Here is a 15672-nt window from a genome sequence, read left to right on the forward strand (position 1 = left end):
CCACGATCGACGACTCAAGTGACCACAAGGGACGATTCGACCGACCACGAGGGCCGATTCAACCGACACGAGGGCCGATTCGACCGGTCAGGAGTCGCGGGTGGCCTCGTAGAGGGCGGTGTTGCGGTCGCCGTCGGGGTCCTGGACCGGACGGGTGTCGACCTCGGGGACGGCCTGGTCGAGGTCGACCGGCTCGGGGAGCTTGCGGAAGTCGGGGTTCGCCACCCCTTCATCGTGCCACGCCCTCGGGGCGATGGGGTCGGTTCGGCGGGACGTTCGGCGTGGGTTCAGAGGGTGCCGAGGATCCGCTCGCGCTGGGCTTCGTACTCCTCGACGGTGATCTGGTCGAGGCGGCGCAGCTCCTCGAGCTGCGCGAGGCGGGCGGTCACGTCCCCGGCGCCGGTCGGGGCGGCGGCCGTGCCGGGCACCGGGGTGTCCCAGTCGATCTCCATCGAGGTCGGGTCCTCGGGACCGGCGACCAGGGCACGGAACCCGTCTCCGACGCGCAGCGACCCGATGGCGGTGAAGGGGACGGTGGCCTTCTTGGTGACGTCGTACGGCGCCGCCTCGGTCTCGGCGTCCGGCTCCACCCGGAGCTCGAACTCCAGCCGCGGCCGCTCGTTGATGTAGGTGCCGGTCTCGCGGACGGACCGGATCCGGATGGTCGCGGGGACCGTCGGCGCCGGGCCCGCCGCGGCGCTCAGAGCACTGCCCGTCAGGTAGAGCACGCCGCTGAGCACGCCGATGCCCACCGCGATCACCCCGATCACGAGCGGGAGCCAGCGCCAGTTCTCGTGCTCGTCGGGGATGCCGATCAGGAGCGCGCCGACGAGGAGCGAGGGGATGCCAAGGACCATGTAGATCGCCGTGCCGACCACGAACGACCCCGCACCGACCCACGGGGTCTTGGGCGCCGCCGGCTTCCCGTCGGGGCCGGGCTCGGCCGCCGCCTGCTCCCGCGCCTTGATCCGTGGTTGCACGAACCGCCACACGACGAGGCCGACGACCACCCACAGCGCCCCGACCCCGATCAGGCCGGGGATGCCCAGGAAAACTCCGATCAGCGCGGTCACCACGCCGAGAGATGCGAGCTTCATGGCCCCGGAACCTACCGCCAGAGAAGGGTTCCGGTGCGGAGTTCGGTGTCGCCAGCGGATGGTAGGCAGTGCCCAAACACCAGGAGGAGACCGTGACCGAGACCCGACCCGAGTTCGTCGACGCCGACCTGCGCGGCGCTCGCTTCGTCCGCACCGACCTCTCCCGCGCGGTGCTGCGCGCAGTCGAGGTCGACGACGCCGACATCGACGCCCCCTGGCTCATGAACGGCGACGCCGCGCTGCTCGTCAACGGCGTGGACGTCGTCCCGTTCGTCGAGGCCGAGCTCAACCGCCGCTTCCCCGGACGCGCCGACCGACGGGCGGGCACGCCCGAGGAGCTCGCAGCCGCCTGGGCCGCCGTCGAGGACGCCTGGGCAGCGGCTGTCGACCGCGCAGCGACCATGCCCGACGGCTCGGTCGACGTCCGCGTGGACGGCGAGTGGTCGTTCGCCGAGACCCTGCGCCACCTGGTGATGGCGACCGACACCTGGCTGCGCGGCGCGGTGCTCGGGGTCGACCGGCCCTACCACCCGATCGGCGTGCCCAACGCCGAGTACGCCACCGACGGCTACGACACCTCGGTCTTCACCGACGAGCAGCCGTCGTACGACGAGGTGCTCGCGGTCCGTGCCGAACGGGTCGCGATGGTGCGCGAGTTCGTCGCCGCGGCGACGCCCGACCTGCTGGACGAGCCGCGCCCCAACCCGTGGGCCCCCGACCGGACGGAGTCGGTCCGCGCGTGCCTGCACGTGGTCCTCGAGGAGGAGTGGGAGCACCTGCGCTACGCGCTGCGCGACCTCGACGCGATCGCCGTGGAGAACACGGTCTGACAACCCGCTGCGAGCGCGGCTGCGCGCGGCTAGTGTCCCGGACGTGGCGACGGTCGGCCCGCGGTTCTCCGTCCTCGGCCCCGTCGAGGTGGTCAGGGAGGACGGCAGCACGTCCGCACCGCCCGGCCGCAAGCCGCGCCAGCTGATGGCGTCCCTGCTCCTGCGCAGGGGACGCCCGGTCAGCACCGCTCTGCTCGTCGACGACCTCTGGGGCGACGACGCCCCGGCGGGGGCTGATACGACACTGCGCAGCCACGTGTCCGCCGTACGGCGATGGCTCGGTGAGCACGACGCCGCGGACCTGCTGACGACCGGTCCGAGCGGCTACCGGTTCGCGCCGGCCCGGGACCAGGTGGACGCCGATCTGTTCGAGGACCTGGTCGGACGGAGCCAGGAGGCGCTGGGGCTCGGCCAGGCCGAGCGGGCGGAGACCGCCGCCCGGGAGGCCCTCGCGCTCTGGCGCGGTGGCCCGTTCGGCGAGCTGCCCGACGTCGAGCAGGCGGTGGTTGAGGTGGCCCGGCTCGACGAGCTGCGGTTCGCCGCGCTGGAGGTGCGCGGCGCTGCGCAGCTGCAGCGCGGCCGCCATCGCGAGGCGGTCGCCGAGCTCGACGCGCTGGTGGCGGCGCACCCGTTCCGCGAGCGGTTCTGCGAGCAGCTGATGGTCGCGCTCTACCGGTCCGGTCGGCAGGCGGACGCGCTGGCGTCGTACGGCCGGCTGCGGGAGTCGCTCGCCGACGAGCTCGGCCTCGACCCCGGACCGGAGATCCAGCAGCTCTCGCAGCAGATCCTGCGCCAGGACCCCGTGCTGGCGGGCGATCCGTCGGTCGCCGTCACCGACCTCGCGTCGGCTCCGCCAGCGGCGGCACTGCCCGACGGTGCATCCCCCGGCCTGCCTGACGCCCTCCTCGACGCCGCCGCGCGCTCCCCCATGGTCGGCCGCGAGGCGGAGTGGGACCGGCTGTCGGCGGCCTGGGCGACGACGGCCGGCGGCGGGCGTCGGGTGGTGCTGCTGTCGGGCGAGGCGGGCATCGGCAAGACCCGGCTGGTCGCCGAGCTCGCGGCCGAGGCGGCCCGGGCCGGGCGACCGGCACTGGTCGGCCGGTCCGAGGGCACCGGCCGCGCCTACCACGCGATCGCCGACGCGCTGCAGAGCACCGAGCTCGTCACCGCCACGATCGCAGACCTGCCGGACGGCGTCCGGCTGCCGCTCCAGCGGATCGCCGCGGCCGCGCCCACGGCGGGCGAGGGCCAGGGGCCCCAGGAGCGAGCAGTCCAGGAGCAGGCGGCCCAGGAGCAGGCGGCGCTGTACGCCGCCGCGGTGCAGCTCGTGCACCGGCTCGCCGCGTCCGGCCCCGTGCTCGTCCTGGTCGAGGACGCCGAACGCATCGACCGCGCCAGCGCCCTCCTGCTCCGCCACCTGGCCGAACGACTGCCCGCCGGCGTGCTCCTCGTGCTCTGCTTCAGGGACCCGCCGGGCGCCCGTCACGAACCGCTCGGCGACCTGCTCGGAACGCTGTCGCGCAACCCCCTGGTCGACCGCATCGCGCTCGGCCGGCTCGACGTCACCGCCACCGCGACGCTGCTGGGCGAGGTGCTCGGCGACATCGCCGCCCTGGGACCGACGACCGCGCAGGAGGTGTGGGAGCGCACCGGCGGCAACCCCTACTTCGCGACCGAGGTCGGCCGGAACCTGGCCGGAGGGACCCACGACACCGCCGAGGTACCGTCCGGGATCCGCGACGCCCTCCGCCACCGGCTGCGCGAGCTGGCCCCGGTGACCCAGCAGGTGCTCGTCGGCGCGGCAGTGCTGACGGGCCAGGTCGAGTTCGGGGTGCTCTCCCGGGTGCTGGAGGCGGGCGAGGACGAGGTGGCCGAGGGCCTCGACGACGCCGTGCGGTCCGGCCTGCTCGTGGAGTCCGGACGGTCGTGGGCAGGCACCTACACCTTCCCGCACGACCTGGTCCGCGACGCCGTACGGGAGGGGCTGTCGGGACAGCAGCTGCGGCGGATGCACGCCCGCTGTGCCCAGGTGCTGGCGGCGACGACGGTGCCCGGGGGACCGGGCAGCTCCGCCGTCGCGCTGCACCTGCGGGGCGCCGGCGCGTCGGCCCCGACCGCCGACACCGTCGACTGGTGCCTGAGCGCGGCCCGCGAGGCCGAGAGCCTGGCGGCCTGGGACGAGGCGATCGAGCACGCCGAGGCGGCCGTGGAGCTGCTCCAGTCGGCCGGCGGCACCCGGCTGGCGGAGGTGTGCGTGGTCGTCGCCGGGCTGCGGATCCGCTCCACCCAGGGTTTCGACCGGGCGGTCGAGCTGCTCGACGTCGCCCTGCGGGAGTACACCGCCGCCGGCGAGGACGAGCGCGCCGCGGTGATCCACAGCCGGCTCGGTGGCGCGCTCAGCCTGCACCACTCGGTGATGGACATCCCGCGGGCGCTGGAGCACCTCGACGCCGCGGACCGGCTGGGGACCGACCCGCGGCACACCTTCCTGCTGGCGTTCGGTCGTACCCAGGCGGCGATGTTCGGCCTGCGCACCGACCTGCTCCAGGAGTCCGCCGACCTCGTCGTGGCGATCGCGCAGCAGTCGGGCCGACGCGGGGCGGCGGCGCTCGCCGACTGGGCGTCGGGCTGGGCGGCCTTCAACCGGGGCGACACCGCCGGCGCGTTCGCCCACCTCGACCGCTCCTGGCGCGCGGCCCACGAGGTCGCGGACCCGACGCTGGGCTGGGGCACCGTCAACGCCGCCGCCCTGATGGCCAACGGCTACCTGCTCGACCCCGCTCTGGCGCGGACCTGGTGCCGCCGCGCGCTGGGGCAGCCGCGGTTCGACACGCTCGAGTACGGCCACCAGACCGCCGCCGACCAGCTGGCGCTCGCGCTCTGCCTCCAGGGCGACCTGTCCGGCGCGCGGGAGGCGGTCGCCGTGCTCGACCAGACCGCCACGGCGCGGCGGATGCTGACCTTCCTCGAGGGCGACTGGGAGGCGGCCGAGGCGTCGTGGGCGGCCGCCGTCGCGCACGACGAGGCCGCGGGCGACCGCCACGACGCGCTCACCAACCTGCGCTGGCTGGCCACGGCGCGGACGGCGCTCGGCGACACCGACGGGGCCCGGACCGCGCTCGACCGCGCGCTCGCGCTCGCCGTGTCCGGCCCGCAGGTGCCGAGCGAGGTGGCCGTCCGGGCCGCGCTCGCCCGGCTGCTCGCCGCGGCCGACCCTGCTGCCGCACGCCAGCACGTCGCCGCCGCCGAGCGGGTCGTCGGCGACGGAACCGGCTGGCACGGTCTCGCGGCCGAGGTGGCCCTGGCCGCCGCGGTCGTGGCGGAGGCCGGAGGCGACACCGGGTCCGCCGACCGGGGGCTGGAGCGCGCGCTCGAGGTGGCAGAGCAGCACGGGCTGGCCTGGCTCGCCGCAGCCGTACGACGGACGCGGGCCGAGGCGCTCGAGCGGCGCGGCGACGGGGCGGCCGCCGACGCTCACGAGGACGCCGCGGCGTCGTACTCACGGATCGGGGCGCATGAGCGGTGGCTGGCCTGGTCGGGACTTCAACGCAACTTCCACACCCCGACGCCATCGTGAGCACCATGGACGCGAACCTCTCCTACGACGTCATCGTGGTGGGCGCCCGGTGCGCGGGCAGCACGGCCGCGACCGTGCTGGCCCGGGCCGGCCGGCGGGTGCTGCTGGTCGACCGGGACCCGATGCCGAGCGACACCCTCTCGACCCACCAGTTCTTCCCCGGGTCGCTGGCGCTGCTCGACCGGCTCGGCGCGGGAGAGCGGCTGCGCGCGAGCCACCGGCTGCACCCGACCCGCTACTCGTGGCGGGTGCTGGGACACGCGGTGGTCGGCGAGTTCACCGCGAAGGGCGGCCACACCCGCACCCTGTCGGTCCGCCGGGTCGCGCTCGACGCGGCGCTGCTGGCGACGGCGGTCGACGCCGGCGTCGAGGTGCTGCTCGGCACCGGCGTCGCCGGCCTGGTCGGCGCCGGCACGGCGGACGACCCGGTCCGCGGCGTCGTCCTCACCGACGGCCGCGAGGTCACCGCCTCGTGGGTGGTCGGCGCCGACGGCCGCAGCTCCACCGTCGCCCGACGGCTGGGGCTGGAGAAGACGGACGAGCGCCGGGGCGACATGGCGATGCTCGTCGGCTACTGGATTGGCCTGCCGCCCTCGGACCTGTGCCAGATCGACGTGCACGAGCAGGCCGCGATCATGTCGTCTCCCTGCGAGGACGGCGTCCACCTGATCTCGGTGTCCGGACCGGCGTCGCTCACGAGCGGCAGCGCCGAGGAGCGGCAGGCCGCCTACCTGGCGGCGATCCGGCGCTTCCCCGGCGTGGTGAACCCCCGGCTTCTGGCCCGGGCCGAGCAGGTCGGTCCGGTGCTGCCGGTGCCCGAGACGATGCTGCGCGGCTTCCAGCGCCGCGGCCACGGCCCGGGCTGGGCACTGGTCGGCGACGCCGTCTCCTTCAAGCACCCCGCGACGGCGCAGGGCATCGGCGACGCACTGGCCCAGGGGTGGTACGTCGCCGACGCGCTCGGCCGCTCGCTGTCCGGCGAGCCGCTGGCCGGCTACGAGGCCTGGCGGGAGGAGCGGGACGCCGGCCACTACGCGTGGTCGTACGACGCCGGCCGGTTCCCCGGTCCGGCCGCGGCTCCGGTCTACGCCGGCCTTGTCGCCGATCCCGTGGCCGGCCAGGAGTTCCTCGACTCCTTCGACAAGCAGGTCGCCCCGCGTGCGGTGCTGACCGGCGAGCGGATCGCACGCTGGCACGTGGCCGGGCTCTACGAGCTGGGCGTCGCCCAGCTGGTCGCGCTCGTGGAGTCGCTGGCCGAGGAGGACCTCGCCCGGGTGGTGCCGTCCTGCCCGGACTGGACGGTCGGCGACCTGGTCGCCCACCTGGTCGGGGTGGCCGAGGACTCGGTCGCCGGCCGCTTCTACGACGCCGCGCTCGAGGCGTGGACCGATCCCGCGCTGGCCGAGGCGCGGGAGAGGTGGACGGCGGGGCACGTGACCCGGCACGTCTCCCGCGACCGCGAGGGGCTGCTGCGCGACGCGGACGTGCACCTGCGCGCTCTGGTGACCGCACTGCGGCTCGGGCACAACCCCGTGCCGGGGGCTCCGGTCTGGGGCCCGGGGGCACCGGTGACCGACCTGGCCGCGCACCTGGCCGACCTGCGGGAGGCGCTGGACCTGCCGGCCGACGAGTCGGGGCCGGTGCTGCGGTTCGGGTTCGACTCCTACCGCGACTGGCTGGGCCTCCGGCTGCGCCGGCGGGGACTGCCGGCGCTCGAGGTGTCGATCGGCAAGAAGTCCTGGGTGGTCGGCAAGGGCGATCCCGCAGGCTCGGTCGGTGGTTCGGCCTATGAGCTGTTCCGCGTCTTCAGCGGCCGGCGCAGCGCCGAGGCGATCACCGGGCTGGCGTGGACGACCGATCCCACGCCGTACCTCCCGGTGATCGCGCCCTACCCGCTCGCCGAAGCCGCGCAGACCCCGGTGGGCCAGCCCCGCAGCACCTTCTCCATCGGCTTGCCGCGGGCGAGCTCGTCGACGAGCTTGTCGAGGTAGCGGACCTTCTGCATCAGCGGGTCCTCGATGTCCTCGACCCGGATGCCGCAGATGACGCCGGTGATGGCGGACGCGTTCGGGTTGAGGTCGGCCTGCGCGAAGAAGTCCTCGAACGTGGTCCCGTCCTCGAGGTGCTGCTGCAGCGCCTCCTCGTCGTAGCCCGTCAGCCACTCGATGACCTCGTGGAGCTCGGCCTTGGTCCGGCCCTTCTTCTCGACCTTGGTCACGTAGTGCGGGTAGACCGAGGCGACGCTGAGCTGGTAGATCCGGTGCACGCCACCGAGGCTACTTCGCACCTCCGTCACGTGCGGGCCAAGGCACGTCCGTCTCCCACCGCTCCCGGCGCTCGTCGTCGGTCTGCTCCCACCACGGCGTGCCGCGCTCGCCGAGGGCGACCTTCGCGGCCTGCACCCCGGCGCGCGCCGCCGGCTCGTCGTCGGTCCCCTTGGTCCGCCCGACCTCGCGACGCCACGCCATCAGGACCTTGGTCAGCTCGGCGCGACGGCCCTCGGGGATCGCCGGATCGGTCGCCCGCCAGCGCCGTCCGTCGACGACGATGTACCGACCGTCGTCGGTCCGCTCGACCTCCCGCCCGCTCACGCAGCGGCGATACCCGAATCCGCTGCCTCCAAGGCGTCCGTCAGGATCTCCCGCACGTCGGACACGAGGTGCACCGTGACGGCCTCCCGCACCTCCGCGGGCACGTCGTCGAGGTCGGGCTCGTTGCGCTGCGGCAGGAACACCTCGGTGAGCCCGGCCCGTTGGGCCGCGAGCAGCTTCTGCTTCACGCCGCCGATCGGCAGCACGCGTCCGGTCAGCGAGACCTCGCCGGTCATGCCGACCTCGGCGCGGACGTTGCGCCCGGTGAGCAGCGAGACGAGGGCGGTCGTCATGGTGACGCCGGCCGACGGCCCGTCCTTGGGTACGGCGCCGGCGGGCACGTGCAGGTGGATCGGCCGGTCGAGCAGGGCCGGGTCGATGCCGAGCTCGTCGGCGTGGGCTCGGACGTAGGACAGCGCGATCTGCGCGGACTCCTTCATCACCTCACCCAGCTGACCGGTGATGGTCAGACCGCCGTTGGACGACCGGTCGCCGGGCAGCGAGGACGCCTCGATGTAGAGCACGTCGCCGCCCATGCCGGTGACCGCCAGTCCCGAGGCGACGCCCGGCACTGCCGTCCGCTCCCCCGATTCTGGGGTGAACCGCGGCCGGCCGACGAGGTCCGTGAGCGCGTCCTCGTCGACGACGGCCGGCAGCTCACCGAGCGCCACCTTGCGGAACGCCTTGGCCAGCAGCCGCTCGAGCACGCGGACGCCCGCCTCGCGGGTGTAGTTGGCGGCGAGCTCGCGCAGCGCGTCGTCGGTCACCGTGACCTCCTCGGCGGTCACCGCGGCCCGCTCCAGCTGGCGCGGGACCAGGAAGTCGCGGGCGATCGCGACCTTCTCCTCCTCGGTGTAGCCGTCGATCGTCACCAGCTCCATCCGGTCCAGCAGAGCGGGCGGGATCGTCTCGAGCACGTTGGCCGTCGCGATGAACAGCACGTCGGACAGGTCGAGGTCGAGCTCGAGGTAGTGGTCGCGGAAGGTGTGGTTCTGCGCGGGGTCCAGCACCTCGAGCAGCGCCGCTGCGGGGTCGCCGCGGAAGTCCGAGCCGACCTTGTCGACCTCGTCGAGCAGCACGACCGGGTTCATGGTCCCGGCCTCCTTGATCGCGCGCACGATGCGACCGGGCAGCGCGCCGACGTACGTCCGCCGGTGGCCGCGGATCTCGGCCTCGTCGCGGACACCGCCGAGGGCGACGCGCACGAACTTCCGTCCGAGCGCCCGCGCCACCGACTCGCCGAGCGAGGTCTTGCCGACGCCCGGAGGGCCGGCCAGGAGGATCACCGCGCCGGAGCCGCGGCCGCCGACGACCGACAGCCCGCGCTCCTCGCGGCGGGCGCGGACGCCGAGGTACTCGACGATCCGCTCCTTCACCTCGTCGAGGCCGTGGTGGTCGGCATCGAGCACCGCCCGCGCGCCGGTGAGGTCGGTGTTGTCCTGGCTGCGCTCGCTCCAGGGCAGGTCGAGCACGGTGTCGAGCCAGGTGCGGATCCAGCCGCCCTCGGGGCTCTGGTCGCTGCTGCGCTCGAGCTTGTCGACCTCGCGCAGTGCGGCCTCGCGCACGGCGTCGGGCAGCTCGGCCGCCTCGATCCGGGCGCGGTAGTCGTCGGAACCCTCGCCGTCCTCCTCGCCGAGCTCCTTGCGGATCGCTCGCAGCTGCTCGCGGAGCAGGTACTCGCGGTTGCGCTTCTCGACCGACTCGCGCACGTCCTCGTCGATCTTGTCGCTCACCTCGGCCTCGGCCAGGTAGTCGCGGGTCCACTCGACCAGCAGCTCCAGCCGCCGCTCGACCTCGGGGGTCTCCAGCAGCTCGCGCTTCCGGTCGTTGGAGAGGTACGGCGCCCACCCGGCCGTGTCCGCCAGCGTGGACGGGTCGTCGATCGCGCTGACGGTGTCGATGATCTGCCACGCCTCCCGCTTCTGCAGGACGGCGATGACGAGCTTCCTGTAGTCGGCGGCCAGCTCGCGGGTGCGGTCGGTCGGCTGGTCGGGCTCGACCGCCTCCACCTCCACCCAGAGCGCGGCACCGGGGCCGGTCACGCCGCTGCCGATCCGCGCCCGCTCACCGGTGCGCAGGAGGGCGGCCGGGCCGCCGTTGCGGAACTTCCCGACCTTCTCGAGCGACGCGACGACGCCGTACGCCGCGTAGTGCCCCTCCAGCCGGGGCGCGACCAGGATCTCCTCGAGGTCCGCCGCGCGGGCCGCGTCCACCGCGGCCTGGGCCGGCTCGTCCAGCTCGATCGGCACGACCATCCCGGGGAGCAGGACGACGTCGTCGAGGAAGAGGACCGGCAGTCGCTTCACAACTTGAGTCATGTGGGCTCAACTCCGGGCGGGGTCCTGCCGTTCCCGCAGGTGGGCTGAGTTCGCTGCGAGCGAACGGCGGCTTGGGCTCGGGCGCGGCTCCCTCCTAGCCTGGGGGTGTGCTCGACACCGCCACCCTCCGCGTGACGTTCGGGGTGGTCGGGCTGTGCGTCGTCGTCCTCTCGTACGGCGTCACGTACCGCACCACGCGCTCGGCGTACAGCGGCTGGTGGTGCATCTCGCTGGTGCTGTTCTTCGTCAGCGCGCTCCTCTTCCTGGCCAACGACACCGACGTCCAGGTGGTCGCCAACCCGTTGGGCAACACCCTCGCCGTGCTGGGCGCCGGCTGCGTGTGGGCGGCCGCGCGCTCGCTGCGAGGTCGCGCGACGACCTGGTGGCAGCTGGCGATCGCTCCGCTCGTCGTGCTGGTGGCCTCGTCCCTCGACGACCCGGCCGACGACATCTGGGCGGGTGGTCCGTTCTTCCTGTCCGGCATGGCGGTGATGCTCGGGCTGTCGGCGTACGAGCTGGCCACGATGCTGCGCGCGGGACTCGGGCAGGCCACCGCCCGGGCCCAGATCCGCTTCACGCTCTGGTCGCTCACGCTGACGTCCGGGATGGTCGCGCTCTACTACCTCCTGCGCGCCGTCGTCTTCGTCGCCGTCGGTCCCGACGACGACCTGTTCCGCGCGGCGTTCGGGTCGCAGGCGACCACGCTGATCACCCTGGTCATGCTCGTCGTCGTCACGTTCAGCATGTCGGAGATGAGTCACGTCGAGCAGACCACCGACCTCCACGAGCAGGCCACGCACGACGACCTGACCGGCGTGCTGAACCGGTCGGAGTTCCTCCGCCGCGCCGGCGCGTTCGTCGCCCACGGTTCGGCCGCGGTGGTGGCCGCCGACCTCGACGGCTTCAAGGCGCTGAACGACGGTCACGGACACGCCGCCGGCGACGCCGCGCTGATGCGATTCGCGATGGTGGCCAGGGAGGTCGTCGGCGACGGCGGGCTGGTCGGCCGGCTCGGCGGCGACGAGTTCGCGTTGCTGGTGCCCGTCGCGTCCGACGCCCGCGAGACCGTCGGACGGATCCGTGCCCGCTACGCCGACGGCGGCGCGGACGGACCGTTGCCGACCATCAGCTTCGGCATCGCACCTCTGGACGCCGAGGTCGGCGTCAAGGACACGATCGTTCGTGCCGACGTCGCGCTCTACCAGGCCAAGGCCGCCGGTCGCGACCGGGTCGTCGTGTACGACGGCGCGGGCTGACTCATCCGGCACCGAGCCCGGCGTCCCGTGCCCGGGCGATGACTTCGGAGCGGGTGCCGCCGAGCTTGGTGAGGATGCTGGAGACCTGGTTGCGGACTGTCTTGGGCGAGAGGAACAACGCGTCGGCGATCTCGGCGTTGGAGCGCCCCGCTGCGACCAGGTCGAGCACCTCGGTCTCGCGCTCGGTGAGACCAGGAAACGGGGCCGCCACCCGCGCGGCCGAGGCCTGCGTCAGCACCGCCGCTGCGACCTGCTCACCGAACACGACCTGGCCGCGCGCCACGCCGACCAGCGCGCGCACGATGTCACCCGGCTCCGATCCTTTGACCAGGTAGCCGCGGGCACCCGCCCGGATGGCGGCACCGAGCGCGGTGGCCTCCTCGGACATCGTGAGCACGACGACCACCAGATCCGGGTTGGCGCGCTGGAAGAGCCGGATCGCCGACAGGCCGTCGGTGCCGGGCAGCCCTAGGTCGAGCACGACGAGGTCCGCCTCGACCGCCTTCTCGATCGCCGGCTCCGCCTCACCGAACTCGCCGACGACCGACCAGCCGTCGATGTCGCCGACCAGCCGCGCGACCGCCTGACGGTAGAGCGGGTGGTCCTCGACGACCAGCACGCGCGTCACGAAGCGCCTCCGGGAAGCCACGCCTCGACCCGCGTGCCACCGTCGGCGCTGGCCACCTCGAGCCGACCGCCGAGCTCCTCCGCGCGGGCGCTCATCGCTCTCAGGCCGATCCCGGGCTCGTGCGTGGCGGGCAGGCCGACGCCATCGTCCTCGACCCGGACGCGGACACCGTCGTCGTGCCGCACGCTGACCGACACCAGCGTCGGCTCTGCATGCCGCACCGCGTTGGTCGCGGCCTCCATGACGATGCGGTACGTCGCGACCTGCACCACGCGGGGCAGGTCCGGGAGTGCCTCGATGTCGACGGTAACCGTCGGGCCGAACCGGTCGAGCGAGCGCAGCGACTCCCTCAGCGCGGTCGCCAGGCCCAGGTCGTCGAGGGCTGCCGGTCCGAGTCCGGCGCTGATCCGGCGCACTTCGCCCACCGCGCGCTGCACCTCGTCCGCGAGGCCACGGACGACCTCGGGGTCCGGGTCGTGCTCCAGGTGACGGAGACCGAGACCGATGGCTGCCAACGAGGGCCCGAGCTTGTCGTGGAGCTCTCGGCGCAGCACGGCGCGCTCGTCCTCGCGGTCGGCGACGAGCTCGCGGCGGGATGCAGAAAGACTCGTGACGCGCCGCCGGAGGTCGACGACCTCGGCCCGTTGGTCGAGGAGCCGGTGCCGCAGCACCGCGTAGCCGACCGTGGCCGGGAGGGCCGCACCCGCGAGCAGCGCGAGCACCGTTTGCGGGGGCCCAGCGTCGGCAGGGACGAGCGCGGCGACGACCAGCACGGCGGCCGCGACGAGGAACCCGGCGATCTGGCCGCGCAGGTCGCTGCCTCGCGGTGCGTGGACGAAGCGGACGACCAGGGCGGCGAGGCCGAGGACCGTGGCGAGCATCAGCACCGGGAACGAGCCGCCTTCGACGATGCCCCAGGCAGCGTCGGGGCCGAACCCGAGCGGGTTGTCCACGGTCGGCTCGTCGGCGAGCGGTCCCGGGGCGAGGGCGCCCGAGGGACCAGTCCGGCGATGCCGGCCGCGCCGATCGCGGCCACCGGCCACCACCGTCGGCTCGGGAGGTTCCCGTCGGGGTAGAGCAGCAGACCGAAGGCCATCAGCGGCGGCGTGCCGAGCGCCCACACCCAGCTCGAGAGCCAGGCCGCCGCCTCGGCACCCGCGAGTCGCTCCTGCGCCCAACCGTGCGCGGGTAGCGCAAGCGCGCAGGCGAGACCGACGACGGTGTAGAGGACGCCGAGCCGCACGATGCCCGGCGGGTGCGGCCGGGTCGACCAGATCCCTGCGGCCACGACGCTGAAGCCGACCGCCGCCGGCACCAGGACCCACACCTCGCCCTCGACCCCGTCGTGGGACGACAGGAGGTCGATCGACAGGCCCAGCGTCACCAGGCTCGCCGCAGCCGCCGGCAACGCGAGCCACGGCCACCAGGTGGCGACCGTGGCTGCACGCGCATCGGGAGCTGTCATGCGGTCATTGTCGGTGCCGCCGCCGCGGCTGGGGTGCTTTCCGCCGACGAGGTGCCGAGAGCCGAGCGGATCGCGAGCGCGACCATCCAGACGAGCAGCAGCAGGAAAGGAATCGGCACGTACGAGGCGGGCGCGACGACCCCGATGCCGGCGGTCACCATCGCCAGCACGCCCACGACGGTCGGCCACCAGGCAAGCCACCGAGGCGCGGGGGTCGCGAGCAGCCCGACACCGGCGGCAGAGAGCGCGAGGCCCAGGAGGAAACCCTGGAGGACGAATCCCTGCTCGCCCAGGCTGAGCAGGACCTCGGCGGTGGTGGCGTCGATGTCGTCCGCCAGCGACAGGGCTGCCATCGTCGAGCCCGCCGACCCGAGCTTCACACCGAGCATCGCCGCGCCACCCACGCCGACGCAGGCCGCCGCGACCGGCGCGGGCCGCGCCAGGAAGGAGACCAGCCAGCCGAAGAGGACGACCATCGCGACGAAACCGAGCAGCTCGAGCCCGTACCCGGCGTAGGCGATCGTCGGCAAGCCGTCCCGCAGCGAGGCGAGCACTTCCTCGTCGTCGCCGGTCGGACCGGCGTACAGGCCGTTGCCGACCAGCGGGCCGAGGGCGGAGAGCAGTGCGGACAGGACAAGGATCGGTTCTCTTCTCATGCACCCACGCTGGCGTGGGCGCGCGACCCACCGCATGGGGCCGGTGTCCCGACCTGCCGGGACGTCAGCGGGAGCGGCGCACGGCCAGGTCGATCTCGACGGCGATGTCGTCGTCCCCGACCCGCCAGCCGTTCTCGAACTCGATGTGGTGGCCCGTGATGATCGTGCGACCCGGCCTGGTCGCGGTGACGCCGACGAGCAGCTCCTGGAGCGAGTCGCCGGTGGGATCGAACGTCGCGCCCTTCGCGGGCGTGGTTGTGGCGCAATAGCGGTCCACGTCGCGATCGCCTAAGCCGTAGCCGAAGCCGCCCACCTTCTCGCGCGCGAGGTTGCCCTGGTCGAGCTCGCAGATCAGGTATTCGACCTCGACCTCCGCACCGTCGGTCCGGACGATCGGCTCGATCTCGGTGACCGTCACCTCCTCGAGGTCGTCTCGGTTGTGGTGGACGAGGGTCGTCCAGACCGGCTCGCCCACGCCGACCCGCGGCTTGATGCCGTAGCCGCTCTCGTACCGCTGGTCGAGGTGTCGCCAGTCCCAGGCCAGCACACCGCCGACGACCAGGACCACGACGAGCCCGGCGGCGAGCAGCCAGCGGCGGTCGACCGGCCGGCCCGGCTCGCGCGGCGGCGACTCCACCTCGGTCGTTCCGAGTGCCATGGGCAGACCCTAGACCTACAGGAACTGGGCCGGGTCGAACTCGTCGATCGGGATGATCCGGACCCGCGGCAGCGGAGAGTTGAAGGCGGCGACGTCGTACTCGAGGTCGAAGAACTCCAGGCCGCGCTCGGTGAGGTCGGCGAAGGCGCTGTTGCGGAACTCCGCGAACCCCATCAGACCGAGCCGCCGGCCGTCGAGGAGGTCGGCCGCCTGCTCGACGAAGTCGCCGTCGTTGCTGACGAGGACCACGTCCGCCTCGTGGTGGCGGAGCTCGACGAGGGTCCGCTGGATCGCGATGTCCACGACCTTCTCGTTCGGGCCGCCGGTCAGCGGGATCGGACGGAACCCCATCGCCAGGAGCGCCTGGACGAACGGCATCGGGAGCTCGTTGTTGGCGGCGAGGAAGAACAGCCCGCTCGCCGGCTGCCCCCACCGCTCCTCGGCGAACTGCAACAGCCGCTCCCAGCGAGGTCGCTCCTCCGGCCGCGGGCGGCGACCCAGGATCGACCCGCCCAGGGTCGCGTCGATGTTCTCGCCGTCGATGAGCAGGTAGGTGGTGCGTCCGTCGCCCATGGGACGACAGTACGACGACTCGG

15 protein-coding genes are annotated in these 15672 nt (G+C 73.7%); 4 read left to right on the forward strand and 11 right to left on the reverse strand.

Annotation, left to right across the window (positions count from 1 at the left end):
- Positions 1 to 87: 87 nt before the first annotated feature.
- Positions 88 to 225, reverse strand: coding sequence for a hypothetical protein (locus tag DJ010_RS22040; protein ID WP_158282977.1), 138 nt, complete (start codon positions 223 to 225; stop codon positions 88 to 90).
- 62 nt (positions 226 to 287) lie between these two features.
- Complete coding sequence (locus tag DJ010_RS08880; protein ID WP_109693313.1) at positions 288 to 1097, reverse strand: SHOCT domain-containing protein; 810 nt, start codon at positions 1095 to 1097, stop codon at positions 288 to 290.
- A 92-nt stretch (positions 1098 to 1189) separates the two neighbouring features.
- Between DJ010_RS08880 and DJ010_RS08885 the strand changes: the two genes are divergently transcribed.
- The 3 genes from DJ010_RS08885 to DJ010_RS08895 are packed head-to-tail and all read left to right on the forward strand — an operon-like array spanning position 1190 to position 7495.
- A complete protein-coding gene (locus tag DJ010_RS08885; protein WP_109693314.1) occupies positions 1190 to 1927 on the forward strand; it encodes a DinB family protein in 738 nt (245 codons plus the stop codon).
- 43 nt (positions 1928 to 1970) lie between these two features.
- Positions 1971 to 5504: an ATP-binding protein gene (locus DJ010_RS08890; protein ID WP_109693315.1), complete on the forward strand. Its 3534-nt coding sequence runs from the start codon at positions 1971 to 1973 to the stop codon at positions 5502 to 5504.
- A gap of 5 nt (positions 5505 to 5509) precedes the next feature.
- The gene (locus DJ010_RS08895) at positions 5510 to 7495 is read left to right on the forward strand and encodes an FAD-dependent monooxygenase (protein WP_109693516.1); all 1986 of its coding nucleotides are present in this window, start codon (positions 5510 to 5512) and stop codon (positions 7493 to 7495) included.
- Here DJ010_RS08895 and DJ010_RS08900 read toward each other — a convergent pair.
- Genes DJ010_RS08900 through lon form a run of 3 tightly spaced genes read right to left on the reverse strand, consistent with a single transcriptional unit; the run spans position 7393 to position 10413 of the window.
- Entirely contained in the window at positions 7393 to 7770 is a 378-nt protein-coding gene (locus DJ010_RS08900) for a DUF2200 domain-containing protein (protein WP_109693316.1), read from the reverse strand. The genes DJ010_RS08895 and DJ010_RS08900 overlap by 103 nt on opposite strands.
- Before the next feature lie 10 nt (positions 7771 to 7780).
- Complete coding sequence (locus tag DJ010_RS08905; protein WP_109693317.1) at positions 7781 to 8095, reverse strand: hypothetical protein; 315 nt, start codon at positions 8093 to 8095, stop codon at positions 7781 to 7783.
- Positions 8092 to 10413 (reverse strand): endopeptidase La, encoded by a 2322-nt coding sequence (lon, locus tag DJ010_RS08910; RefSeq protein ID WP_109693318.1) that lies wholly within the window; start codon positions 10411 to 10413, stop codon positions 8092 to 8094. Before lon ends, DJ010_RS08905 begins: the two co-directional genes overlap by 4 nt.
- Before the next feature lie 107 nt (positions 10414 to 10520).
- On the opposite strand from lon, the gene DJ010_RS08915 reads away from it, so the two are divergent.
- Positions 10521 to 11669, forward strand: coding sequence for a GGDEF domain-containing protein (locus DJ010_RS08915; protein WP_146207297.1), 1149 nt, complete (start codon positions 10521 to 10523; stop codon positions 11667 to 11669).
- Between the two features lies 1 nt (position 11670).
- Here DJ010_RS08915 and DJ010_RS08920 read toward each other — a convergent pair whose 3' ends face one another.
- The 6 genes from DJ010_RS08920 to DJ010_RS08945 all read right to left on the reverse strand — a co-directional run bounded on the left by DJ010_RS08920 (position 11671) and on the right by DJ010_RS08945 (position 15649).
- Positions 11671 to 12297, reverse strand: coding sequence for a response regulator (locus DJ010_RS08920; protein ID WP_109693320.1), 627 nt, complete (start codon positions 12295 to 12297; stop codon positions 11671 to 11673).
- Positions 12294 to 13250 carry a sensor histidine kinase gene (locus DJ010_RS08925; protein WP_109693321.1) on the reverse strand — a complete coding sequence of 319 codons (957 nt, stop codon included), beginning with the start codon at positions 13248 to 13250 and terminating at the stop codon, positions 12294 to 12296. The genes DJ010_RS08920 and DJ010_RS08925 overlap by 4 nt, the downstream gene beginning before the upstream one ends.
- Positions 13178 to 13762 (reverse strand): hypothetical protein, encoded by a 585-nt coding sequence (locus DJ010_RS08930; RefSeq protein ID WP_109693322.1) that lies wholly within the window; start codon positions 13760 to 13762, stop codon positions 13178 to 13180. The genes DJ010_RS08925 and DJ010_RS08930 overlap by 73 nt, the downstream gene beginning before the upstream one ends.
- Complete coding sequence (locus DJ010_RS08935; protein WP_109693323.1) at positions 13759 to 14418, reverse strand: hypothetical protein; 660 nt, start codon at positions 14416 to 14418, stop codon at positions 13759 to 13761. Before DJ010_RS08935 ends, DJ010_RS08930 begins: the two co-directional genes overlap by 4 nt.
- A gap of 64 nt (positions 14419 to 14482) precedes the next feature.
- On the reverse strand, positions 14483 to 15076 hold the full coding sequence (locus tag DJ010_RS08940) for a hypothetical protein (protein WP_109693324.1): 594 nt from the start codon (positions 15074 to 15076) through the stop codon (positions 14483 to 14485).
- 15 nt (positions 15077 to 15091) lie between these two features.
- A complete protein-coding gene (locus DJ010_RS08945) occupies positions 15092 to 15649 on the reverse strand; it encodes an NYN domain-containing protein (RefSeq protein WP_109693325.1) in 558 nt (185 codons plus the stop codon).
- Positions 15650 to 15672: the final 23 nt, after the last annotated feature.

The organism is Nocardioides silvaticus (assembly GCF_003160695.1).
GTDB classification, from domain to species: Bacteria; Actinomycetota; Actinomycetes; order Propionibacteriales; family Nocardioidaceae; genus Nocardioides; species Nocardioides silvaticus.

Bases quoted from the DNA above. Each gene is read 5' to 3' on its own strand.
- DJ010_RS08880 (WP_109693313.1), bottom strand. From the start codon at position 1,097: ATGAAGCTCGCATCTCTCGGCGTGGTGACCGCGCTGATCGGAGTTTTC.
- DJ010_RS08895 (WP_109693516.1), top strand. From the start codon at position 5,510: ATGGACGCGAACCTCTCCTACGACGTCATCGTGGTGGGCGCCCGGTGC.
- lon (WP_109693318.1), bottom strand. From the start codon at position 10,413: ATGACTCAAGTTGTGAAGCGACTGCCGGTCCTCTTCCTCGACGACGTC.
- DJ010_RS08930 (WP_109693322.1), bottom strand. From the start codon at position 13,762: ATGACAGCTCCCGATGCGCGTGCAGCCACGGTCGCCACCTGGTGGCCG.
- DJ010_RS08935 (WP_109693323.1), bottom strand. From the start codon at position 14,418: ATGAGAAGAGAACCGATCCTTGTCCTGTCCGCACTGCTCTCCGCCCTC.
- DJ010_RS08940 (WP_109693324.1), bottom strand. From the start codon at position 15,076: ATGGCACTCGGAACGACCGAGGTGGAGTCGCCGCCGCGCGAGCCGGGC.
- DJ010_RS08945 (WP_109693325.1), bottom strand. From the start codon at position 15,649: ATGGGCGACGGACGCACCACCTACCTGCTCATCGACGGCGAGAACATC.